We start from the raw sequence: 22,377 nt of genomic DNA, 5'->3' as shown, positions 1-22,377 counted from the left end.
GGTGGACGAGGTGGCAGGGGTGACAGGAGGCCGGGGCGATGGCCAGGCCGACGGTCGGGTCGAGGTCCACTGGGTGGCGGTGACACCGGACAACGCGGCCGCGGCCGAGGCCGAGGCCGCGCGTGGGGTCCTCGACGCGGAGGAGCTGCGGCGTGCCGCGGTCTTCCGGCGGGCCGAGGACCGGGCGCTCTACCAGGTCGCCCACGTGGCGCTGCGGCGGCTGCTGGGCCAGCGGCTGGACCGGGCGCCGGGCTCGGTGACCTTCCGGCGGGCCGCCTGCCCGGGCTGCGGGGAGCCGCACGGCCGACCCGAGCAGGCCGACGCCCCCGGCCTCGAATTCTCGCTCTCGCACGCCAGCGGGCTGGCGTTGATCGCGCTGGCGGCCGACCCGGTCGGCGCCGACGTCGAGCTGGCCGGCGCCTTCGAGCAGGGGGCCGCCGCGGACGTGGTCACCCAGCTGCACCCGGTCGAGCGGGCCGAACTGGCCGCGCTGGCCGAGCGGGCGCCGGACCGCTGGGCCGCCGGGGCACTGCGCTGCTGGGTGCGCAAGGAGGCCTACCTCAAGGGCACCGGGATGGGGCTCGGCCAGGGCGCGGACCAGGACTACGTGGGTCTGGGGCCCGGGTTCGGCACCGGGCCGGCCGCTTCGGCGCGGCCGCCGGCGGGCTGGGAGCTGCGGGCGATCGAGGTCCCGCCGGGGTTCGACGCGGCGATCGCGCTGCGACTGCGGCCCGGCTCGGCCGGCGAGGCGGTCCGGGTGCGGACGGCGGAGCTGCGGCTGGCGTAGCGGCCGGGGGCTGCGCGGTCGGCTCCCGCTCCTCCACGGCTACGGGCCCGCCGGGACCACGGTCGCGGCCACCTGAGCGAGGCGCGCTGCTGCCCGGCGAGGAGCCCGCAGCCGGGCCGGCCCTGGCAGCCTGGGCCAGGCCGAGGAGCGGCCCGAGGAAGCAGCCCGAGGAGCCGGGGCGTCCGGGCACGGGCGGCCGGGCCCGGACGGAGGGCGGGGAGGGGCCGGTGGCCGAGAGGGCCTGAGCCGACCTGGGCATCGTCCGATCGCGCGGACGGCCGTCATCGCCCTCCGCCCAGGCCCCTCGTTCCCGGCCCCGTCCCTGTCCCTGTCCCCGTCCTACGTCAGCAGCTCCCCAGGGCCGACCGGTGGCCCGGTTCGGTCCGGTCCGGCCCTGCCCGGTCCTGCTCGGCTCGGGGAGCCCCGGCTTCGGACCACCCGCCCTGGCGCGAGCGGGTGGCGCGGTGATCAGGCCGTCGAGGCGCAGTCGCGGCAGATGGGCTGCCCCTTCTTGTCCTCGCCGGCGAGCTGCGTGCGGTGGTGGACCAGGAAGCAGGTCATGCAGGTGAACTCGTCCTGCTGGAGCGGGACGACCCGCACGGTGAGTTCCTCGCCCGACAGGTCGGCGCCGGGGAGCTCGATGCCCTCGACAGCCTCGGCGTCGAGGTCGACCGCGGAGCCCGTCTTGTCGTCGCGGCGGCTCTTCAGCTCCTCGATGCTCTCGTCGTTCGACTCGTCATTGGTATTGCGCGGTGCGTCGTAGTCAGTTGCCATGGCGGTGCCTTTCGTCAGGGGTGGTCGCGGCGTGGATCTGCGTCAGCTTGCCTCGTCGGCTCAGTGTCGGCACCGCGCGGGGGTCTGCTCGGATGACGCGGCCGCTCCGTCGCGCCACGACGCCGCCGGCCACGACCAGCCGCCGTCTCGCGGACGCCCTCGATTCACTCTGATAGGGCGTGTGATGGTTTTTCCCCACGTCATGGCGGACGGCGGCCGCTGCTTCCTCAAGCCGACCAGTCTACCGGGCCGCCCGCGGCAGCGGGGGAGCCGACGCCCCCCGGCTCGCGGTGGTGCTTCGCGGCCCGCGGCCGGCTGCGTGCGGTCCACGGTTCGCGGGCCGTGGCTCTCGGGCTGACACCGCCTCACAGTCCGGAGCGCCACTCGTGCGGCGCCGTCGCCAGGGCTGATCGGGGGCTCAGGCGAAGCGCGAGCTGCGCACCGGACCCGAGGAACGGATCCGATCCCGCGGGCCGCTCGCCCACAGCCCGGCGGCGCGGGCGGCGAAGGCGGCCAGTGCCTCGTCGGAGTCGGCCGGGGTCTGACCGTCGCCCTCCTGCGGGACCGGGGCGGCGGCCAGGATCGCCTCGGCGAGCTCTTCGGCCGAGCGCTCGTCAGGCTCCGACTGCTCGGCCCCACCCTCCTCGGTGAACCGTAGGCCCTGCTGCCAGGGGGCGCTCACACTCTGCACCAGCAGGGTGCAGACATCGGCCGTCACGCCAGGAGTGTCGGTCCAGCAGCTGGCGTGCTCGAAGAGCAGCTCGCCTGCCGCCCGCTCGCGCAGCGCGGTCACCGCGGCGGGATCGCAGTCGTTCAGGTCGTACGCGACCACCAGCGCGTCCGCGGTGCCCGGCTGGTACGGAGCGGCCGGGACGCCGAGCAGGCGGGCCGCTGCCAGGCCGAGCGCCCGGCTGCCCCGGTCCGGCAGCAGGCCGACGGACGCGGGCTTGCGACCGCCGGCCTCCAGCACCGTCCGCAGCCGCTCCAGACCGTGCCGGCAGGAGTCGAAGCCGTCCTGCAGGTAGGCCCAGCGGCCGGTCATGCCCTGGTCGAAGCCGTACGGTGAGAGCGTGGTGAGCAGTCCGCCGGTCAGTGCGTAGTGCCAGCCACGCAGGTCCTGGTCCCCTGCCGGGGGCAGGGCCGCGGCACGTTCGAGCATCCGACCGACCCGTTGGCCGGGCCCCACCCAGACTCCCTCGGGCGCCGAAAGGGCATCGAACACCCGCTGGGCGATGGCTGTCTCACCGCTCATCAGCGCGTTGTAGACCATCAGGTAGCGGTCCGGCCAGTCGCCGAGCAGGGCATCGTGCTCGCGCAGCACGGCCAGGGCCTCCGTGTGCCGCCCGCCACGCTCCAGGGACGTCACCAGCTCCAGCAGCACCTGGCGAGAGGTGAGTTCCGGGTCGAGCCGCTGCTTGGGCTTGCGGCGGAACAGGCCGGTGCGCTCCGGTGCGGGCGGCGCGGGTGCGGGCGGCACCAGAGTCAGCCGTAGTGCCTCCCGCAGGGCGGGAACGGCCAGCGCCGGGATGCCGCGTCCGACACAGGCGTAGCCGTACCGGTAGAGCCGGTCGGCCTCGCCTGGTCGGCCCGCCAGCGCTGTCGACGCCTCGGCGAGGTCCGTGAAACCGGCACCTCCGGCCAACTTGGCCACCAGCGGCGCGATCTCGGCGGGCGTGAGCTCGTCGGCGGCGAGCCGCAGCGTCCGCATCGACCCTTGCGGGTCGCCGGACTCGAAGAGCTCCCAGGCGTTGGACAGTTCGGCGGTCATGTGTCTCCGGTGGTCGGGGGTGCCAGGTCCCCAGGATGATCGCCGGTGGCCCGGCATCCGGGCAAACCGGTTTCAGCCGCCCGCCCGGGCGAGGGCTCCAGCACGGCACCGCCCGCCCGCTCAGCCCCCTGTCACCGGTTGCCGCTCCTTCGCCTGCTGGCGCCGCGCGTAGGCACGGGCGGCGCGGACCCGGTCGCCGCAGCGGGTGGAGCACCAGTGGCGGGCGGCGTGGGTGCGGACGAGGTAGCGGGTGCACGGGCTGCCGCCGCAGGAGGCGAGGCGTTCGGCGTCGGGGCCGGTGAGGAGTTCGGCGGCGTCGGCGGCGATGACGGCCATCGCGTGCTCGGCGACCCGGTCGGCGGGGTGGACGGGGGCGCGGTGCAGGCCCTGGGTGGAGTCCCAGTGCAGCAGGGCGGCCGAGGGCGCGGTGGTGAGCGCGGTGTTCACGGCGCACAGGGACTCCGGTGGGGCCGGGGTGCCGGTGGTGCGGGAGGCGAGCAGCGCCCGCAGGTGGGCGCGCAGCTCGCGCAGTCGGCCGGCGCAGAACTCGTAGAGGACGGCGTCGGCCGGCGCGAGGTCGTGCTCGACCAGCCAGCGCGTGCATGCGGAGGGGGTGTCGAGCAGGTCGAGCGGCCCGGCGGGCAGTACCAGGTCGCTGTTGGCGAAGTCGAGCGCGACGTGCTCGTCCGCGCCCGGCGCGGGAGGCAGCGGGGCGCGGGTGGGGGTCACAGTCTCCGTCATGCCTCTCATGTTAAACCTTGCGCTTCTCCGTGAGGGCGGGCTAGGTTTCTCTCACGGCAAAACAACGACTTTCTCGTGAGGAACTGACATGGCGAACGACCTGACCCCCGAGCAGACCCCCATCCGCGTCTTCGGCGGCCCGACCGCCCTCATCGAGTTCGGCGGCCTGCGCTTCCTCACCGACCCCACCTTCGACGTGCCTGGCGACTATCAGCGCGATGGCGCCACCATCCTGACCAAGACCGCCCCCGCCGCGATCTCCCCCGCCGAGCTCGGCCCGGTCGACGCGGTCCTGCTCTCGCACGACGAGCACCCCGACAACCTGGACAGGTCGGGCCGCGCGCTGCTCGCCGACGTCCCGCTCGTGCTCACCACCACTGGCGGCGCCGACCGCCTCGGCGGCACCGCGCAAGGGCTCGCCCCGTGGGCGTCCGTCGAGCTGACCCGGCCGGACGGCGGCACCGTGACCGTCACCGCCGCCCCGGCCCTGCACGGGCCCGACGGCTGCGAGCCGGTGACCGGCCAGGTGATCGGCTTCCTGCTGACCGCCGCCGACCTGCCGACCGTCTACATCAGCGGCGACAACGCGTCACTCGAACTGGTCAAGGAGATCGCCGAACGCTTCGGCCCGATCGACACCGCCGTCCTCTTCGCCGGTGGCGCCCGAACCCCCCTCTTCGACGGCGCGCTGCTCACCCTGGACAGCGCCCAGGCCGCCGAAGCCGCCGCCGTCCTCGACGCCCGCCGGGTGGTGCCCGCCCACTTCGACAGCTGGGCCCACTTCACCGAGGGCCGCGAGGCCCTGCTGGCCGCCTTCGCCGCGGCCGGGCTCGCTGGGCGGCTGCAGCTGAGCTGAGCTGAGCTGGGCTGATCGAGCAGCAAGTGGTGCGCGAGTCATGGTGATCTGACGGTCAATCAGGTCGGGGCGATGCTGCGCTGCTCCGCGTGCTGTCGTGCTGGGCCGGGCTGGGTCGGGCGGGGCGAGGCCGTGCTGGGCCGTGCTGGGCCGGGCTGGGCGGATCCGTGAGGGCGCGATTCGAGTCCGGGCCTCGACGGTGTCGGGGGGTGGCTTGGCGGTGCTGCGTTCGCCGCCTCACCTGGCTCGCAAGCGAAGACGGCGGCGCTGTCACCTCGGGCAGCGTCCGGAAGTCGGCTTGGCTCGCCGAAGCGGTGACGCTGGGCACCAAGTGCGCACGGCGCGAGCCGGCCGGACGGCGGGCGGGGGCGGGCTGCCCGGCCTTCGGACAGGCGGCTGCGGCTTCGTGCGACTTCCACTGCCCTGAGCTGCGAAAGCGCCCCGCTGATCCGGCTCGGATCGGCGGGGCGCGGCTGTGCCCCCGGCAGGACTCGAACCTGCGGCCAAGTGCTTAGAAGGCACCTGCTCTTTCCGCTGAGCTACGGGGGCGGGGCGGGAGTTGGGCCCGAGTGGGGGCTGGTGGCTTATCCCTGGGTGGGGGTGGTCCTTGTCCTGCCGGGGACAGGATAAGGGGGTATGGACGCCTTGCTCGGCTTTCCACCGGTGGAGCTGGTGTGTCGGCCTCGCCAGAGCGGTCTGATAATCGCAGGTGGACGAGCGGGGTGCAGCATTGCGGGGTGCCTTGCTGCCGGACGTTGTGCAGTCGTTACGGCGATGTCTCCTCACCCGTTATGGACTTGCCGTGCTGGTAGCAGGGTGTGTTGGGAACGTGACGGTTGGGCGAGGGCCGGGCGCGGGCGGGATTTCGGTTCGTCCGGTCGGATGACGTGGACAGAGCGCCCTTGGAGCCACTCGTTCAGGGGGTGGGGGCGGGGCAGTGGGGGTCATCTTGTCATGCACGCAGAATGCCGTGATTGTCAGCCATGAGAATGGTATTGCCAAAGGATGGCAAAGCTGTCCACAGGTGCTGGTTATCCACAGAAATAAAAGATCCTGATCCTGTGCTCGTCGAACCGGACATCATCAGCAGCAGTCGGAGGTTTCTCCGGAGGACGGAGAAACACGAGAAATGCGGAGGGCTGCTGTGAACGAGACTCTGGTGACGATGATCGGAAATGTCGCCTCGGCGGTTAGCTACGGACAGACCGCTGCGGGAGTGCCGACGGCCAACTTCCGGCTCGCGGCGACCGAGCGGCGCTACGACCGGGCGCGCAGCGAGTGGGTCGACGGTGACACCAACTGGGTCACGGTGACGGTGTGGCGCGGGCTGGCCACGAATGTGGTGAGTTCGCTCGGCAAGGGTGATCCGGTGCTGGTCTGCGGGCGGTTGCGGATCAGGGAGTGGGAGGAGGAGGGCAGGCGTCGCAACGCGGTGGAGATCGACGCCCGCTCGGTGGGGCACGATCTCGGCCGTGGCACCTCAGCGTTTCGGTGGGCGGTGCGCGGTCGCTCCGAGGTGGTGCCGGCGCAGCCGGTGGGCGGGACCGCGGGCGAGGCGGTGCCGGAGTGGATCACGGCGGCGATCCGTGAATACCGGGCCACGCAGGCGGAGCGGGCAGAGCGGGCGGCGCAGGGGGCACGGTCGGGTGAAGCGGATGGGGCCGGTGGCGATGCCAACGCGGGCGTAGGGGTGGGTGTCGCGGTGAGCGCCGAGCCGTGTGCGAACGGCCGTGCTGTTGCGGGTGAGTTGGCGGTGGTCGCAGGGTCCACCGAGTCTTCTGGGGCGCGTGAGGTGCGTGGCGCCGACGGCGAAGAGGGCGAAGAGGGCGAAGAGGGTGCCTCCGGTTCCCCGGCGGGGCGTGCTGCGCGGGCGTCTCGAGCCACGCAGGGTGCGGCGTCGTCGCGGCCGCCGAGGGCGGGGCGCGGGGCCGGCCGGGCGCCGGAGGGGCAGGGGCGTCGGCTCGGGTCGGAGGGTGGGGTGGTCGCTGTCTGAACGGCTGCGGTCTGAACGGCTGCGGTCTGAACGCCCGCGACGTGAAGGGCCACGGTGTGAACGGCCGCGATGCCAACGGCCGTGATGTCAGAAGCAGCGGTGTGAGCGGCTGTGATCCGAGCGGCTGTGATGTGAGCGGCGTGGTGCCGGCGGGTCGAGCGCGCGGCAGTGGGCAGCGCGGTGGGCGCGGCCCTGTCCGATGGTGGCCTGCCTGGTGGCGGTTCGGCGGCCGGCGGTGCGCGGGCTGAGCCGATACATCGAGGGCGGGCGGGGAAAGAAGCGGTGGTCGGCGCCATGCCGGTCAGCGGTCATAAGGAGCCCGGCTCTTGAGCGTTAGTTGAGCTTTCAGCGACACTTCTCGTCGCAGACCGTGCAATGGGCGGTGGGGGAAGGTCAGAGAGTCGATAAAGTGACGAATATCTGGCGCTCCGTCAGGTGGACGCGCGAGCAACCTGTTTGATAACAATTCCGATACAGAAGTCGCATCGTTAGACATTCAGGTTTGCTTGTCGGTGGTTCTCAATATGATGCGTCTGGTTCATACAAGTGCGGCAGCGCCAGAAGCGCGGCATTGCACGGCGGGCCGTCATGGGCGCGGCCCTGCCCGGAGGGGTCATTCATGTACCACATGCAACGGCGGGGGATCTCCCGCATAACCTCTGTCATGCTCGCGTCGAGCATGATGGTCGGTGGCGGGCTCGCGATCGCGAGTGCGGCTGTCGCGGACAGTGGCACCGGCGGTTCCGGAGCGGTCGCGACGCTCCAGGACGGCCTGAAGTCCGGTGGTCAGATCACGATCAACGACGGCAGCTGGAACGCCGGCGGCGGCCTGATCGTCCTCAAGGCGGCCGACGGCACCGAGTTCGACACCTACTGCATCGATCTCCACAACGAGACCCAGACCGGCGCGAAGTACCAGGAGAGCGACTGGTCGGGTATCTCGCTCGCGACCAACCCGGACGCCGGCAAGATCAACTGGATCCTGCAGAACTCCTACCCGCAGGTGAGCGACCTGACCGCCCTGAGCAAGGACATCAAGGGTGCTCCGCTCACGGCGGACGAGGCGGCGGCCGGTACCCAGGCGGCGATCTGGACCTACTCCGACCACGTGAAGGCGGTTCCGGTCGATTCCACGGCCGCGGCGCTGGCCACGTACCTCATCGCCAACGCGACGGACGTGAAGCAGCCGACCCAGTCGGTGACCCCGACCCTGACCCTGACCGCGCCCGGTGCCGCCGGCGCCCCCGGTGCGCCGCTCGGGCCGATCACGATCGCGACCACGGGTGCCGCCGTCACCGCTCAGCTCGATGAGATCTCCAGCAAGGCCGGTGTGGTCTTCACGGACGCCACCGGCACCGTCGTCCTGTCCGACAAGAGCGGCAAGCTGATCAAGCCCGCGAAGGACGGCGACAAGCTTTACGTGAAGGCTCCGGCCGGCGCGAGTGCCGGGTCGGCGACCATCTCCGCCAGCACCTCGGTCGAGGTGCAGGTCGGTCGGGCGTTCCGCAGCCTCAACTACACGCCGACTGACCACAGCCAGTCCCTGATCCTGGCGGGCAGCCAGACCAACACGGTCAAGGCCACTGCCACTGTCAGCTGGACCGTGGCCACCACGTCCTCGTCCCCGAGCCCCTCGGCCACGCCGTCCGGCTCGGCCACCCCCAGCACCACCCCCAGCACCACTCCCAGCAAGAGTGTTTCGCCGAGCACCTCCGCCGCTGCCCCGGTGCCGAGTGCTTCGAGCAGCCCGAGCAGCACGGGAGGCAAGAGCCTGGCCTTCACCGGTGGTGGCGGGTCCACTCCGTTGATCGCGAGTGTCGCCGGTGCGCTGGTGCTGCTCGGCGGTGGCGCGGTGTTCATGATGCGCCGCCGCGGTCGGCACAGCCGCACCACTGCCTGAGGCAGTAGGTAGGTAGTTAGGTAGGCAGTAGGGAGGGCGGCCGCGGTTCGGCGTCGGGCACTTGAGGTCCGAAGCCGAGGCGCGGCCGCCGATACCTGACAGACGCCAGTGGCCTGGTCCCTTCGCGGGGCCAGGCCACTGGCGTCCGTCGGTCTGCCGCCCCCGCCCCGGCTGCTCCCGCCCGTCGCGCCCCCGGCTGCGGGTTCGGGGTGGGACGTCCGGTGCGGCACAATGGAAAGCTGACAGCCTGAAACACTCCTCGACGACGCCGGAGCGATCTCACGTGGCGGAATACATCTACACCATGCGCAAGGTGCGCAAGGCGCACGGCGACAAGGTCATCCTTGACGACGTGACGCTCAGCTTCCTCCCCGGGGCGAAGATCGGTGTCGTGGGCCCCAACGGCGCCGGTAAGTCCACGGTGCTGAAGATGATGGCCGGACTGGAGCAGCCGTCCAACGGTGACGCCTTCCTGTCGCCGGGCTTCACCGTCGGCATGCTGCTGCAGGAGCCGCCGCTGGACGAGTCCAAGACGGTCCTGGAGAACGTCCAGGACGGTGTCAAGGAGATCAAGGGCAAGCTCGACCGGTTCAACGAGATCGCCGAGCTGATGGCGACCGACTACTCGGACGCGCTGCTGGACGAGATGGGCAAGCTCCAGGAGGAGCTCGACCACTCCAATGCCTGGGACCTCGAAGCCCAGCTGGAGCAGGCCATGGACGCGCTGGGCTGCCCGCCCGGTGACTGGCCGGTCACCAGCCTCTCCGGTGGTGAGCGCCGCCGCGTCGCGCTCTGCAAGCTGCTGCTCGAGGCGCCCGACCTGCTCCTCCTCGACGAGCCCACCAACCACCTGGACGCCGAGTCGGTGAACTGGCTGGAGCAGCACCTGGCCAAGTACGCCGGCACCGTCGTCGCGGTCACCCACGACCGGTACTTCCTCGACCACGTCGCCCAGTGGATCCTTGAGCTGGACCGCGGCCGCGCCTACCCGTACGAGGGCAACTACTCCACCTACCTCGAGACCAAGCAGACCCGTCTCAAGGTCGAGGGCCAGAAGGACGCCAAGCGCGCCAAGCGGCTCAAGGAAGAGCTGGAGTGGGTCCGCTCCAACGCCAAGGGTCGCCAGGTCAAGTCCAAGGCCCGGCTCGCCCGGTACGAGGAGATGGCGGCCGAGGCCGACAAGATGCGGAAGCTGGACTTCGAGGAGATCCAGATCCCGCCGGGACCGCGCCTGGGCAGCGTCGTGGTCGAGGTGGACAGCCTCTCCAAGGCCTTCGGCGAGAAGGTCCTGATCGACGGCCTCAGCTTCACCCTGCCGCGCAACGGCATCGTCGGCGTGATCGGCCCCAACGGCGCCGGCAAGACCACGCTCTTCAAGATGCTGCAGGGCCTGGAGACCCCGGACTCCGGCCAGGTCAAGGTCGGTGAGACCGTCAAGATCAGCTACGTCGACCAGGGCCGGTCCAACATCGACCCGAAGAAGACCCTGTGGGAGGTCGTCTCCGACGGCCTCGACTGGATCAACGTCGGCCAGGTCGAGATGCCCTCCCGCGCCTACGTCTCGGCCTTCGGTTTCAAGGGCCCGGACCAGCAGAAGCCGGCCGGTGTGCTCTCCGGTGGTGAGCGCAACCGCCTGAACCTCGCGCTCACCCTGAAGCAGGGCGGCAACCTGCTGCTCCTCGACGAGCCGACCAACGACCTCGACGTCGAGACCCTCTCCTCGCTGGAGAACGCGCTGCTGGAGTTCCCGGGCTGCGCCGTGGTCATCTCGCACGACCGCTGGTTCCTGGACCGGGTGACCACCCACATCCTCGCCTACGAGGGCGAGAGCAGGTGGTTCTGGTTCGAGGGCAACTTCGAGTCCTACGAGAAGAACAAGATCGAGCGTCTGGGTGCCGATGCGGCCCGTCCGCACCGGGCGACCTACAAGAAGCTGACCCGCGGCTGACCTTCGGTCAGCGGTGATGCGGTAGCGGCCCGGTCGGGTACCCCTGCGGTGCCCGGCCGGGCCGATCGAGTGAGTGGAAGAAGGAGAGACGTTCGTGGCGCGCCACATCTACGCCTGCCCGTTGCGGTGGTCCGACATGGACGCCTTCGGCCATGTGAACAACGTGGTCTTCCTGCGCTACCTGGAGGAGGCCCGGATCGACTTCATGTTCACCCAGGCCGCCGAGGCCGGGGCGGGCGAGTTCGCGGGCGGCTCGGTGGTGGCGCGGCACGAGATCGACTACAAGCTGCCGCTGGTGCACCGTCCGACGCCGGTGACCATCGAGACCTGGGTGACCAGGATCGGCGGGGCCTCGCTCACCGTCCGCTACGAGGTGAAGGACATCGCCGAGGACGGCACCGAGACGGTCTACGTCCGGGCTTCCACGGTCGTGGTCCCGTACGACCTGAAGAACGCCCGTCCGCGCCGGATCAGCCCGGTGGAGCGGGAGTTCCTCAGCCGCTTCATGGACGAGCCGGACGAGGTGGACCAGGTGGCGGCGAGGAGCGAGCGGGGCGACAAGGTGCCCGCGGCCGCCTGACCGACGCCGAGACGTACCCGGACCGGACGAAACGAAGTGTGAGCGCTCCCGTGATCAGTACCGCCAGGCTCGTCCTCGCCGATCCCCGTGAGGCGGCCGACCTCGGCGCGTTCCTGGGGCGGCTGCTGCGGTTCGACCGCGCGGCCGCGGTCCGCCTGCAGACGCTCGCCGGTGAGGTCGGCGCCGACCAGGAGGCCGGAGCCGGTGTGCTGGCCGTCTACGGACGCCTGCCGCTCGGCAGCACCGGTGTGCTCGCGCTCCGCACCGCCCGGCTCGCCTCCGACGCCAAGGCTCAGGCCGGTGCCGGTGCCGTCATCGGTACTGGCGTGCTGCTCGACCTGACGCTCTCGGCGGGCCAGTTGCTGGAGGGCGTGGACGAGGAGCGGGGCGCGCTCGCCGTGCCGCCACCGGTGACCGGGCCTGCCTGGGCGGGCCTGCTGCCGCCGCGTGGTGGCTGGCAGCCGCTGGGCGTGATCGGCGCCGAGCGGGTGCTCCCGCAGCTGCTGGCCGCGGTGGGCGAGTTCAAGGAGCGCACGGCCCAGGTGCCGGAGCAGCATCGGACCCGCGCGGTGCTGGACGGCATCGCCGACGAGATCTGGTCCCGACCGCTCACCGCGCTCCCGGCGCTGCCGCTGCGTGCCGCCCACGCGGCCTACCGGATCGGCTTCCTGCAGCCGGGCGCACGGCTGAGCGCGCACCGCGCGGGCGGCTGGCTGCGGCTGACCGCCCCGCACGGCACGGTCGCGCTGCGCGCCGCCGACGCGCCGGGCGCCGGCCTCGGGCTGACCCCGCTCGGCTGACCCCGTTCAGCTGACTTGCCGCGGGCCCGCCCCGCGCCGCGTCCCCCGCGCCCCGCTCCCAGCCGGCCCGGGGTCAGTCGGCCTGCCCGGCACGGTCGTCCGGGTGGAGCGCGATGTGGTCGGCGGCCAGCTCGACCGCGACCCGGTGCTCCATGCCCAGCGCGGCCAGGAACTCGCGCGGCAGTTGCACCCGTCCGGTGCGGTCCAGCATCACGTACTCCCGCTCGCTGACCGTCTCCTGCCCCTGCTCGTCGGTACTCGTCTGCCGCAGCACCTCGGAGCTGGTCCGGCCGTCCCGGATCGCCACCGTGCGGCGGACCTCGCCGGCCACCATCGGGTCGTGCGTCACGATCACCACGGTGGCGCCCAGCTCGCGGTTGACGGTGCGGAAGGCCTCGAAGATCCCGGCGGCGGTCTCCGAGTCCAGCTCGCCGGTCGGCTCGTCGGCCAGCACCACCGAGGGGTTGTTGGCCATGGCGACGGCGATCGCCACCCGCTGCTGCTCGCCGCCGGAGAGCTGGGCGGGCCGGCGGTCGGCCAGGTGGCCGATGCCGATCGCCTCCAGCAGCTCCGCCGCGCGGGCGGCTCGGCGCCGGGCCAGACCGGGTGCCCAGCGGGTGCCGTTCAACTGCATGGGGAGCGCGACGTTCTGCGCGGCGGTCAGGAACGGCATCAGGTTGCGCGCGGTCTGCTGCCAGATGAAGCCGACCACCTCGCGGCGGTAGCGCAGCCGCTCCTTGGCCGTCATGGTCAGCAGGTCGGCACCGGCCACGGTGGCAGAGCCGGCCGAGGGCACGTCGAGACCGGCCAGGATGTTGAGCAGGGTGGACTTGCCGCTGCCGGAGGACCCGACCAGGGCGACCAGGTCGCCCTTGCGGACCAGCAGGTCCAGGCCCTGCAGCGCCTGCACCTCGACCCGGTCGGCGGTGAAGATGCGGACCAGGCGGTCGCAGGCGATCACCGAGTCGTGCCCGTAGGCGGGTTGCCGCTCGGCGGTCCGGACCCGCTGCTGCAGCTCCTCGAAGCTCACCTCAGCCTCACTGCTCACCGCGGCCTCACCGCTCACCTCAGCCTCACTGCTCACCGCGGTCCCACCGCTCACCTCAGCCCCACCGCTCACCGCTGGTCACCCGCTCTCAACTCGGTATTGATCTGCCGCCGCCCGGCGAGCAGCGTCTCCGCGACCACCACCGCGCAGGACAGCGCCGCCAGGAGCAGCGCCTGCACGGCCACCGCACCCGGCGCGATGCGCAGGCCGCCGGGCACGACGGCGCCGGCCATGGCCGACAGGTTGACCGCCGAGCCCAGCAGCGGCACGGCCAGGAGGGACAGGCCCGCCCCGGCCACCGCCGCCACCAGGGCCGGCGGCAGCGCCTCGATCAGGATGAGTGTCAGCCCCTGGCGCGGCCGCAGGCCCATGGTGCGCAACCGGGCCAGCAGCGCCGCGCGTTCGGGCGCGGCCCGCAGCAGGCTGAGCAGCAGCGAGAGCGCGCTGTACCCGGCGGCGGCAAGGATCGAGCTCCAGAACAGCCGCTCGGTCGACCGCTGCAGCGGCGCACCACCCAGCCGCTGGACGTAGTCGCCCTCGGTGGCGATGGTGTACCGCAGATCGACCCGGTCCTCGCCGGCGCCCGGTGCCGCGGGCAGCTCCTTGGCCAGCAGGCCGCGCAGCGCGGCGCTGCTGATCCCGCTGCCCGCGCCGAACCACTCGGTGGGCGCCGCCAGCAGCGGCCCGGCCTTGGGCAGCTGGCGGCCGACCGCCGCGGCGGAGACGATGACCACCGGACGCTCGGCCGGGTCCGGCATGGCGGCGGTGCGGTGCACCGAGCCCGCCTGCTTGATCCGCAGGTTGCCGTAGCTGGCCGGCAGCTGGATGAAGGACTCCTGGGCGCCGACCTGGGCCGCGACGTTGTCGCTGATCAGCGCGGGGACCGGGTCGCTCGGCGCGTCGTTGGAGCCGTCCAGCACGGCCGGGTCGAACTGGCCGTACCCGAGGTACTGCGCCAGCGCGGCGTAGCCCCGCGGATCCACGATGACCAGCACGGCCCCGGCCATCGAGTCGCCGCCGGCGGTGTCCAGCGCGGCGTCCCCGTCGACCACCACGGAGGTGCCGGTCCGCAGCCCGGGCAGCTGGGCGGCGGCCGCCGGGAAGGCGGCCGGCAGCGTGTCGTCCTGGTTCGCCATCACCCGGGCGTCGCCGCCGACGAGTTGGCGGACCGCCAGCTGCCGCGCGGAGCCGGCGGAGTCCAGCATGGTGACACCGAAGCCCGCCGTGGCGACCGCGAGCATGAGCGCCATCAACGGCAGCACCGTGGGTGCCTGCCGCAGCCGCGAACCGGCCGGACCGGACGAACCGGCCGAGCCACCGCCGCGGGTGGACCTGGCCAGCCCGAGGAACCCGATCGCCCCGGGCCGCCGGGCCGCCCAGTGGGCTCCGGGTGCCAGCAGCAGCGGGAAAAGCCGGGCCAGCAGCACCGCGCCCGCCACCGCCAGCAGCACCGGCGCGCCGCTCAGCAGCAGGTCCACCGAACTGCCCTGCGGGGTCACCCCGCGCCGTCGCGCCGCCAGCACGGCCGCGGCGGCCAGTGCCAGCGCCGCCAGTTCGGCCACCGCCCGGCGCGGCTCGCCGAGCAGCCGGGCGAACCGGGCCCGCCTGGCCGGAGCGGGGCCGCCGCGCCCGGGCCCGCGCGGCCCGGTGGCGCGCAGCATCGCCACCGCCCGCACCGGGAACGGCAGCAGTCCCACCAGCCCGGTCAGCACACCGAGCAGCACCGCGGCCGTCCACCGGGGTGCGGGCAGCAGGAGCAGCGCCAGCGCGGTGCCCAACAGGGCGGCGGGCAGCACCAGTACGGCGGTCTCGGCCAGCAGCCGGCCGCCGATCGCCCGCAGCGAGCCGCCGCGGGCGCGCAGCAGGCTCAGCTCGGCACCGCGGCGGTCCACCGCGAGCCCGGCGGCCAGCAGCAGCACCACGATGGCGACCGCGCCCGCGCCGAGCGGGCCGATCGCGCTGAGCGGGGCGACCGCGGCGCGCTGCTGCTGGGCCTGGTCCAGCAGGGAGGGCAGCATCGACTCGGCCCGCAGGCCGGGGATGCCGCTGTTGGTGGCGAGGTCCGCGGCCAGCGGTCCGTCCAGGATCGAGCTGACCAGGTGCTGCGCCTGGCCGAGCTGGTAGGCGTGCAGGTGGTGCGGGTCGATCGGGAGCTGCCAGAAGAGCTCCCCCTGGCCGCCCCAGAGCGGCAGCTGGTCCAGTTGTCCAGGACCGACCAGCGCGTTGGCCTCCCAGTACTGGGCGGGTGGCGAGGCCTGGGTGAACGGGGTGGATTCGAGGCAGGGGCCGGTCAGGCACGGGGTGGCGGACCAGAACGCCTCGTTCGGGGCGTTCGGCTGGAAGATCCCGGTGACCACCGCCTGGAAGAGCTTCGGCCGGCCCTTCAGGTTGGTGTCCAGGACCGCGCCCACTCCCACGCCGAGCAGGTCCGCGGTCGGCTTGGCGAGGGCGACCTCGAAGACGCGGGCGCCGCCGGGCCCCGGGGTGACCGCGTCGGGCAGGTGGCCGGCCAGCAGCCGCAGGTGCGGATCCTGGTCGTGCAGGGTGATCAGGTTCATCACGGGCGGCAGGCCGTCGGGGGCAGGCAGGCCGGGCGTGGTGAGGCCGCGGGAGTACTTGGTGCGGGCGCCGTAGGTCTGCTCGGTGAGGGAGGGGGCCAGCGGCTGGGTGACCTCACCCCGGAGCAGCTGGGCGACCTGGTCGGAGATGGCCTGGCTGTACCCGGCCGGGCTGCCGCTGCTCGGGGCATCGACGTCCGGGCCGTCGGCGGTCGGCTGTGCGGCGCTGGTGGTCGTGGCGGTCAGGCTGCGGCTTCCCGGTGTGGCAGCGGAGAGCAGCTTCGCCACCGCCTGGTCGCCGTCCCGGTCCAGGACCCGCGGCAGCGCGGCGGCCAGGAACGCGGTGCCGAGCACCAGCAGGGCGAGCAGCAGGGCGGCGGCGCGGCTGGTGCGCAGCCGGGTCCGCACCCAGGGGGCCAACGGGCGGGCGGCGCTCACATCTCCTCCGAGTGACGCAGGCGGGCGACGGTCTCGGCGGCGCGGGGCCGCCGCAGCACCCGGCGGAGGGTGAGCAGCACGGGCGGCGCGGCGACGGCCCCGAGCAGCACCAGCACCTGCCAGGGCGGCAGCACCACCAGGACCGGCGGCATCGGGCGGTGCGCCGCCGGGGTGAGCACGGTGTGCGGCACCACCAGGTGCACCAGCACCGTGCCCAGCAGCGTGCCGACCCCGAGGCCGAGCGCGATCAGGATCCCCTGCTCGGCGGCGGCGGTCCTGGCCAGTTGGCGGTGCGGGGCGCCCAGCGCGCGCAGCACGGCGAACTCGGCCGCCCGCTCCCCGGCAGCGCCCACCGCGGCCGCCGCGAAGCCGATCGCGGCCAGCACGGCGGCGGCGACGGTCAGCGCCAGCAGCGCGCTCTGCGGGCCGGCCCCCAGCGGGTCGTCGCGCATCCCCGCCAGTTGCTCGCCGGCCAGGTCCACCCGGGCCGGCACGGTGCCGGCCCGCAGCGCGGTGGCGGCCCGGGCGGGCACCTGGTCGGCCGGGCCGGTGCTGGGCAGCCACCACTCGGTGGGCCCGAGCGGCGCGCCGCCGCCGTCGGTCAACGCCCGGTCCAGGGTGGCCAGGTCGACCATCAGCGCGGCGGTCGGACCGCCGCTGTCGCTGCCGGCGGTGGGCAGCGCGGGGAGTGCCTCGACGATCGTGATGTCCAGGTTCGCGGTGCCGAGCTGCAGCGGGATGTGCCGGCCGACCGAGGCGCCGGTGGCGGCGAGGAAGTCCTCGGTCGCCACGGCGTCGACGGTGTCGGGGGCGGCGCCGCCGGGTCCGGCCGCGCTCACCTCCTGGGTGGCACGGCTGTCCGTCAGGTAACTCACGTCGAGCAGGTCCTGCCCCGGGCTCAGCTGGGGAGCCCTGGAGGGCGCACCGGGCGTGGAGTCGGCGGTCCGGGCCTGCCAGTTCAGCCCGGCAGCCGTCGCCACCGCGGTGCCCGCCCCGTCGCCCGTGCCCACCGTGCGGATCTGGTGGACCACCACCTGCTGCTTCTCGTTCTCGCTGCTGCCGAAGCCGCCGCTGTTGCTCAGCTGGAAGCCGGTCAGGGTGAGCGGGTAGGCGGGGCGGCCGACCGGGTCGGCGAAGAGATGACCCAGGTCGATCCGGACGGTGCGGTCACCGTTGTCCGGCAGGGCGTCGGTGATTCCCTCGAAGGTCACCCCGAAGCGGTCGCGCAGCTCCAGGCTGAGTTCGGGCGCGTTCAAACTGGCCGGCGGCAGGACGACGTCCGGTGGCAGGTCGGTCGGGGGCGGGCTCTCGGCGGTCCGCACCGAGATGTCGAGGTCCAGGGCGGTCGGCTCGCCGGGCAGCGCGAGGCCGTCGGCCGGCCCGGCGCCCGCGGTCAGTGGGGCGAAGACCTGGGCCGCGCCGCGTCCGCCGGTCAGGTCGGGGCGCAGCCGCACCGAGGTCGCCGCGTCCTTGCTGTCCACGGCCAGCAGCTGGCCGATCACCCCGCCGTGCAGCGGCAGCGGCTGGCGGGAGACCGGCAGGAACCGGCTGCCGCCGGGCAGCGCCGCGAGCACCCCGCCCTGGCCGACCGCCGGGACGCCCAGGGCGCTCACCCGCAGGCCGCCCACGGTGGCGAAGTCGGCCTGGTCGCGCTGCGAGGCGGTGAGGGAGGCGCCCTGGCCGAGCGCGAGCAGGCCCATCGAGACCGCGAGGACCAGCAGCAGCACCGGTCCGGCGTTGCGCCGCGGGCGCCGGGCGAACTGCCAGCCGGCCAGCGCGGCCGGCAGCCCGGTGCGGCGGCCCGCCCAGCGCTCGCCGAGCTTGGCGGCCAGCGGCAGCAGCCGCAGCGCCAGCAGGGTGCCGGCGCAGAGTGCCAGGGTGGGCGCGGTGACCAGGACCGGATCCAGTCCGAGCCGGCCGGTCGCGTCCGCGGACAGCGCCCCGCCACCGGTGGCGGCGGGGCCCGCGGCGGTGGCGGTGGTGCCGGCACCGGACGCCGAGCTGTAGTGCGCGAGCTGGAGGTAGGCGAGGACGGCGAGCGCCAGCAGGGCCAGGTCGGCGCCGGACCTGACCAGCCCGGAACGCAGCGCCTGGCGCCGGCCGGGCCGGCGGCGCAGCGCCGAGCCGCCCGCCCGCAGGGCGCTGGGCACCAGCATCATCAGCCCCGCGCAGGCGGCGATCACGAGTGCGACCAGCCAGGAGCCGGGCGAGAGCCCGTCGTCCAGCCGCGCCCCACTGTGGGCCAGTGGACCGAAGTGGTCGAGCAGGCGCAGCAGCGGGGCGGTGAGCAGCGGGGCGAGCCCGGCGGCGGGCAGCACGAGCAGGCCGGCCTCCAGCGCGGTCAGCCCGGCGATCCGGTACCAGGCGGCGCCGCGCGCGGTGAGCAGCGCGTCCTCGGCGACCTGCCGTTCGGTCAGCAGCCGGGTCACCAGGATCAGCGCGGCGATCGCCAGCACGGCCAGTTGGAGGCTGCCGATCACCAGGGTGGAGGTGGCCACCAGCAGGTCGTTGTGCAGTTCGTCGAGGACGTCCGGCAGCAGGCTGGTCGCGGTGAAACCGGTCTGCTGCTGGAAGTCCGTCAGCTGACCGCTCGTCCGGTCCCGCAAGGCGTCCAGGTCGTCCGCCCGAGCCCGGGTGAAGTCGGTGGTGACCACCCAGCTCAGGCCCTGCTGGGCGATCCGGCCGCCGGTGAAGACGCTGTCGGGCGCCAGCAGCGGGCCGTAGGTGGTGAAGCCGCTGACCTGCAGGCCGCGTCCGCCGACCGGGTCGATCTGCCAGTAGGGGGCGGTCGGGTCGGTGGCGCGGTAGCTGCCGGTGACCTGGACGTCCAGCGCGGAGCCGTCGTAGCGGTCGACCAGGTGCAGGGTGGCGGGCAGCGCGGCGGTGCGCAGGCCGAGCCGGCTGAGCGCGATGTCGGGGACGGCCACCTGCAGGGGCTCGCCGGCGGCGGCGGCGGGCTGCGGCAGGCGGCCGGCGGTGACGGTGACCTGGGCCGGGTCGAGCGCGGCGAGCAGGGTCAGGTCGGGGTCGGCCGGCTTGCTGCCGGTGTTCGCGGGGGTGGTGCTCGCGGAGGTGGTGTTCGCGGGGGTGGTGCTCGGGGCCGCGGGGGTGGCGCTCGCCGACGCGGGCAGCGCGTACGCGTGGCTGGTGGCCAGCTCGTGCACGGTGCTGGGCAGCCGCGGGCCGAAGATCCTCGCGGCCAGCCCCTGGACCTGCTGCTCGGCGGCGGCCCGGCCGCTCACGTCAGTGCTGGCGGCGGTGATCCGCAGGGTGGTGCTGCTGTGATCCTGGACGCTGAGTGCGCGGCGCACTCCGGCGTCCCCGAGCCCGCTGTTGAAGGCGCTCAGCGCGCAGAGCACGGCGGCGGTCAGCAACACGGTCAGCGAGGCGGCGGCGGCCAGCGGCCAGCGACCGCGCAGTCTGCGCAGGACAAAGCCCATGGACGGCGTTGCTCCCCCCGAAACGTCCGAATAACGGAGGCGATGTTGCCAGATCATGGACGTTGGTGGAAGGGATGTGGGCGAACGTGCGTCCGGATCGTGATACGCGGGGGCCGTGGCCAGGGGCGTCAGGCGTCAGGCCCCCGGCGTCAGGTGTCCGGCGTCAGGCCTCCGGCGTCAGGTGTCCGGCCTCCGGCGTCGGGCCTGCTGTGTCCGGCGTCAGTGCGAGTTCACCATCGAGGCGGCCGCGTAGGTCAGGTAGTCCCACAGCTGCCGCTCGGCGGCCGGCGCGAGCTCCAACTCGTCCACGGCGACCCGCATGTGCCGCAGCCAGGCGTCGTGCGCGGCCCGGTCGACCTTGAACGGGACGTGCCGCATCCGCAGCCGCGGGTGGCCGCGCTGCTCGCTGTAGGTGCGCGGGCCGCCCCAGTACTGCATCAGGAAGAGGGCCAGCCGCTCCTCGGCCCCGGCGAGGTCCTCCTCGGGGTACATCGGGCGCAGCAGCTCGTCCTCGGCCACCCCCTGGTAGAAGCGGTGCACCAGTCGCCGGAAGGCGGCCTCGCCGCCGACCGCCTCGAAGAAGGTCTCCTCGCGCGTCTCGTCCTGCCCGATCTCAGTCACCCGTCCATGGTCGCAGACCGCCCCCGGGGCCCGGAACCAGGACGTTCGTCCTAGGCCCCGGGCCCCTGGGCGGCTGCCGGACAGGGCTCAGGCCTCTTCCCAGTCGAAGATCCGCCAGGCGATCAGGCTGAGCACCGCGGCGAACGCCAGCAGGCCGCCCATCTGCGGCAGCACGTCCATCAGGCCGCCGCCGCGGCTGAGCACACTCTGCGCCGAGGTGACCAGGTAGTGCAGCGGGAAGACCTTGGAGAACTGCTGCAGCCAGTGCGGGGAGTTGTCCAGCGGGAAGAAGGCGCCGGAGAGGAAGGACATCGGCAGGATGATGACCTGGTTGATGCCGTTGGCCGCCTCCTCGGTCTTCGCGATCGCGCCGGTGACCAGGCCGATCGACATGAAGGCCAGGGTGGCGCAGAGCACCAGCGGGATCACCAGCGGCCAGTCACCGGTCAGTTTGAGGCCGAAGGCGGGGGTGGTCGCCACCGCCAGGAAGATCGCGGTCTGCGCCAGCGCCACCACGCAGGTGACCAGCAGCCGCGAACCCACGATCGCGCCCACGCTGATCGGCGCCAGCCGCAGCCGCCGCAGGATCCGCTTCTTGCGCCAGTTGACCAGGCTGAGCGAGGCCCCGAAGATCGCCCCGGTGGCGATCGCCCAGCCGAGCAGGCCGGGGGTGAGGTACTGGATCGGCTTGAGGCTCTGGTCCTCCACCTGGCTCGCCACCATGGTGTAGGCGGGAGCCTGCTGGGTGGCGGCCTGGTCGGCCTGCTGCACCAGGGAGTTGACCACGGCCTGCACGCCGCCCGCCTTGACGGTGTCCGAGGCGCTGTAGCGCACCACCACCTGGCCGCCGGGCCCCTGCTCGATCAGCCCGTCGTAGTCGCCCTTCTTGACCTTGCTCAACGCGGTCCGCTCGTCCGGGACCTGAGTGATCGTCAGCACCTGGTCGATCGCCGCCCGGTCGGCCCCCTGGGCCGAGTCCAGCACCGCGACCGGCCCGACCTGGGCGATCTTCAGGTGCGGGGAGGTCGCGCCCTTGAAGAGGAAGCCGAAGAGCACCAGGAACATCAGCGGCATCGCCAGCGTGAAGAAGAGCGCGGTGCGGTCCCGCAGGAAGGTCAGCAGCATCACCCGGGAGAGGCCCGCGAAGGCACTGGCCCGCTCGTTCGTCGGAGCGCTCATGCGCGGTACTCCCGTCCGGTCAGGTGCAGGAAGACGTCCTCCAGGGTGGCGCCGCGGACCTCCAGGCCGCGCAGCGCGTTCTGCTCGGCCAGCACGGAGAGCACCGGCGCGGGCAGCCGGGTGGAGACCGAGAGCAGCACCCCGTTGTCCTCCAGCGCGGCGATCTCCGCCCCGGCGGCCAGCAGCAGTTCGCGCGCCCGCTCCACGTCGAGCAGCCCGGACTCCACGCTGACCCGGACCGTGTCGTCCAGCTCGCGGACCAGCGCGGCGGGCGCGCCGGTGCGCAGGACCTTGCCGTGGTCCATCACCGCGACCCGGTCGCAGAGCACCTCCGCCTCGTCCAGGTAGTGCGTTGTCAGCACGACCGTTCGGCCTTCGGCGTTGATGTCCCGCAGCAGGTCCCAGAGGTTGCGCCGGGCCTGCGGGTCGAGACCCGTGGTCGGCTCGTCCAGGAAGACCAGCTCCGGGTCGTGCACCAGGGCGCAGGCGATCGAGAGCCGCTGGGCCTGCCCGCCGGACATCTTGTCGGTGCGCACCGCGGCGGAGTCGGTCAGCCCGACCCGCTCCAGCCAGACGTCCGCCCGCTTGGCCCCGATGCCGTAGAAGGAGGCGAAGGTGCGGATGGTCTCCCGCGCCGTGAGCTTGTCGAAGAACGCCGTCGCCTGGAACTGCACCCCGATCCGCGGCAGCAGCTGCGGATTGCGCGGCCACGGCGCCAGCCCCAGCAGCTCGACGCGGCCCTCGTCGGCCTCGCGGATCCCTTCCAGGATCTCCAAGGTGGTGGTCTTGCCGGCGCCGTTGGGCCCGAGCAGACCGAAGAACTCGCCAGTGCCGACGGTGAGTGAGACCCCGTCGACCGCCTGGACATCCCCGTACCGCTTCCGGATCCCGTCGGCGGTTATTGCAGTTGTCATAGCGCCAGACAGTACGGGTGGCGGGGCACCGA

Annotated in this window: 16 protein-coding genes and 1 tRNA gene; 7 read left to right on the top strand and 10 right to left on the bottom strand. The window is 73.2% G+C overall.

The annotated features are described in order from the left end of the window. Position 1: 1 nt before the first annotated feature. Complete coding sequence (locus OG455_RS12635; RefSeq protein ID WP_266293142.1) at positions 2 to 787, top strand: 4'-phosphopantetheinyl transferase superfamily protein; 786 nt, start codon at positions 2 to 4, stop codon at positions 785 to 787. Between the two features lie 468 nt (positions 788 to 1,255). Here OG455_RS12635 and OG455_RS12630 read toward each other — a convergent pair whose 3' ends face one another. The 3 genes from OG455_RS12630 to OG455_RS12620 all read right to left on the bottom strand — a co-directional run bounded on the left by OG455_RS12630 (position 1,256) and on the right by OG455_RS12620 (position 4,070). Then, entirely contained in the window at positions 1,256 to 1,561 is a 306-nt protein-coding gene (locus OG455_RS12630; protein ID WP_266293140.1) for a DUF4193 domain-containing protein, read from the bottom strand. 418 nt (positions 1,562 to 1,979) lie between these two features. Then, positions 1,980 to 3,329 carry a hypothetical protein gene (locus OG455_RS12625; RefSeq protein WP_266293138.1) on the bottom strand — a complete coding sequence of 450 codons (1,350 nt, stop codon included), beginning with the start codon at positions 3,327 to 3,329 and terminating at the stop codon, positions 1,980 to 1,982. Between the two features lie 120 nt (positions 3,330 to 3,449). Continuing rightward, complete coding sequence (locus OG455_RS12620; RefSeq protein ID WP_266293136.1) at positions 3,450 to 4,070, bottom strand: ABATE domain-containing protein; 621 nt, start codon at positions 4,068 to 4,070, stop codon at positions 3,450 to 3,452. Between the two features lie 88 nt (positions 4,071 to 4,158). On the opposite strand from OG455_RS12620, the gene OG455_RS12615 reads away from it, so the two are divergent. Further along, a complete protein-coding gene (locus OG455_RS12615; RefSeq protein WP_266293134.1) occupies positions 4,159 to 4,926 on the top strand; it encodes an MBL fold metallo-hydrolase in 768 nt (255 codons plus the stop codon). 476 nt (positions 4,927 to 5,402) lie between these two features. Here the strand turns inward: OG455_RS12615 and OG455_RS12610 are convergent. Beyond that, positions 5,403 to 5,475: transfer RNA gene (locus OG455_RS12610), tRNA-Arg, on the bottom strand. Positions 5,476 to 6,070: 595 nt separating this feature from the next. Between OG455_RS12610 and OG455_RS12605 the strand changes: the two genes are divergently transcribed. The 5 genes from OG455_RS12605 (at position 6,071) to OG455_RS12585 (ending at position 12,147) form a co-directional block, all read left to right on the top strand. Beyond that, positions 6,071 to 6,919, top strand: coding sequence for a single-stranded DNA-binding protein (locus OG455_RS12605; protein ID WP_266293132.1), 849 nt, complete (start codon positions 6,071 to 6,073; stop codon positions 6,917 to 6,919). 664 nt (positions 6,920 to 7,583) lie between these two features. Then, the gene (locus tag OG455_RS12600; protein WP_266293130.1) at positions 7,584 to 8,819 is read left to right on the top strand and encodes a thioester domain-containing protein; all 1,236 of its coding nucleotides are present in this window, start codon (positions 7,584 to 7,586) and stop codon (positions 8,817 to 8,819) included. Positions 8,820 to 9,102: 283 nt separating this feature from the next. Beyond that, positions 9,103 to 10,767, top strand: a complete 1,665-nt coding sequence (gene ettA, locus OG455_RS12595) for an energy-dependent translational throttle protein EttA (protein ID WP_266293128.1) — start codon at positions 9,103 to 9,105, stop codon at positions 10,765 to 10,767. 94 nt (positions 10,768 to 10,861) lie between these two features. Next, on the top strand, positions 10,862 to 11,347 hold the full coding sequence (locus OG455_RS12590) for a thioesterase family protein (RefSeq protein ID WP_266293126.1): 486 nt from the start codon (positions 10,862 to 10,864) through the stop codon (positions 11,345 to 11,347). A gap of 50 nt (positions 11,348 to 11,397) precedes the next feature. Then, positions 11,398 to 12,147: a hypothetical protein gene (locus OG455_RS12585; protein ID WP_266293124.1), complete on the top strand. Its 750-nt coding sequence runs from the start codon at positions 11,398 to 11,400 to the stop codon at positions 12,145 to 12,147. 73 nt (positions 12,148 to 12,220) lie between these two features. On the opposite strand, the gene OG455_RS12580 is transcribed toward OG455_RS12585, so the two are convergent. The 6 genes from OG455_RS12580 to OG455_RS12555 all read right to left on the bottom strand — a co-directional run bounded on the left by OG455_RS12580 (position 12,221) and on the right by OG455_RS12555 (position 22,345). Continuing rightward, the gene (locus OG455_RS12580; protein ID WP_266300748.1) at positions 12,221 to 13,177 is read right to left on the bottom strand and encodes an ABC transporter ATP-binding protein; all 957 of its coding nucleotides are present in this window, start codon (positions 13,175 to 13,177) and stop codon (positions 12,221 to 12,223) included. Between the two features lie 86 nt (positions 13,178 to 13,263). Next, positions 13,264 to 16,191, bottom strand: coding sequence for a hypothetical protein (locus OG455_RS12575; protein ID WP_266293122.1), 2,928 nt, complete (start codon positions 16,189 to 16,191; stop codon positions 13,264 to 13,266). Next, positions 16,188 to 19,631 carry an FtsX-like permease family protein gene (locus OG455_RS12570; protein WP_266293120.1) on the bottom strand — a complete coding sequence of 1,148 codons (3,444 nt, stop codon included), beginning with the start codon at positions 19,629 to 19,631 and terminating at the stop codon, positions 16,188 to 16,190. The genes OG455_RS12575 and OG455_RS12570 overlap by 4 nt, the downstream gene beginning before the upstream one ends. A 219-nt stretch (positions 19,632 to 19,850) precedes the next feature. Next, positions 19,851 to 20,252: a globin gene (locus tag OG455_RS12565; protein ID WP_266293119.1), complete on the bottom strand. Its 402-nt coding sequence runs from the start codon at positions 20,250 to 20,252 to the stop codon at positions 19,851 to 19,853. Between the two features lie 87 nt (positions 20,253 to 20,339). Next, positions 20,340 to 21,431, bottom strand: coding sequence for an ABC transporter permease (locus tag OG455_RS12560; RefSeq protein ID WP_266293117.1), 1,092 nt, complete (start codon positions 21,429 to 21,431; stop codon positions 20,340 to 20,342). Beyond that, positions 21,428 to 22,345 (bottom strand): ABC transporter ATP-binding protein, encoded by a 918-nt coding sequence (locus OG455_RS12555; RefSeq protein WP_266293115.1) that lies wholly within the window; start codon positions 22,343 to 22,345, stop codon positions 21,428 to 21,430. The genes OG455_RS12560 and OG455_RS12555 overlap by 4 nt, the downstream gene beginning before the upstream one ends. Positions 22,346 to 22,377: the final 32 nt, after the last annotated feature.

It is taken from the genome of Kitasatospora sp. NBC_01287, from assembly GCF_026340565.1.
Taxonomy (GTDB): domain Bacteria; phylum Actinomycetota; class Actinomycetes; order Streptomycetales; family Streptomycetaceae; genus Kitasatospora.
The sequence above is the reverse complement of the archived record's forward strand: the minus strand, read 5'-3'. Positions and strand labels throughout refer to the sequence as shown.

Excerpts from the sequence above, each read along its gene's own strand:
- OG455_RS12630 (WP_266293140.1), bottom strand. The coding sequence starts at position 1,561 with ATGGCAACTGACTACGACGCACCGCGCAATACCAATGACGAGTCGAAC.
- OG455_RS12625 (WP_266293138.1), bottom strand. The coding sequence starts at position 3,329 with ATGACCGCCGAACTGTCCAACGCCTGGGAGCTCTTCGAGTCCGGCGAC.
- OG455_RS12620 (WP_266293136.1), bottom strand. The coding sequence starts at position 4,070 with ATGACGGAGACTGTGACCCCCACCCGCGCCCCGCTGCCTCCCGCGCCG.
- OG455_RS12615 (WP_266293134.1), top strand. The coding sequence starts at position 4,159 with ATGGCGAACGACCTGACCCCCGAGCAGACCCCCATCCGCGTCTTCGGC.
- OG455_RS12600 (WP_266293130.1), top strand. The coding sequence starts at position 7,584 with ATGCTCGCGTCGAGCATGATGGTCGGTGGCGGGCTCGCGATCGCGAGT.
- OG455_RS12570 (WP_266293120.1), bottom strand. The coding sequence starts at position 19,631 with ATGGGCTTTGTCCTGCGCAGACTGCGCGGTCGCTGGCCGCTGGCCGCC.
- OG455_RS12560 (WP_266293117.1), bottom strand. The coding sequence starts at position 21,431 with ATGAGCGCTCCGACGAACGAGCGGGCCAGTGCCTTCGCGGGCCTCTCC.
- OG455_RS12555 (WP_266293115.1), bottom strand. The coding sequence starts at position 22,345 with ATGACAACTGCAATAACCGCCGACGGGATCCGGAAGCGGTACGGGGAT.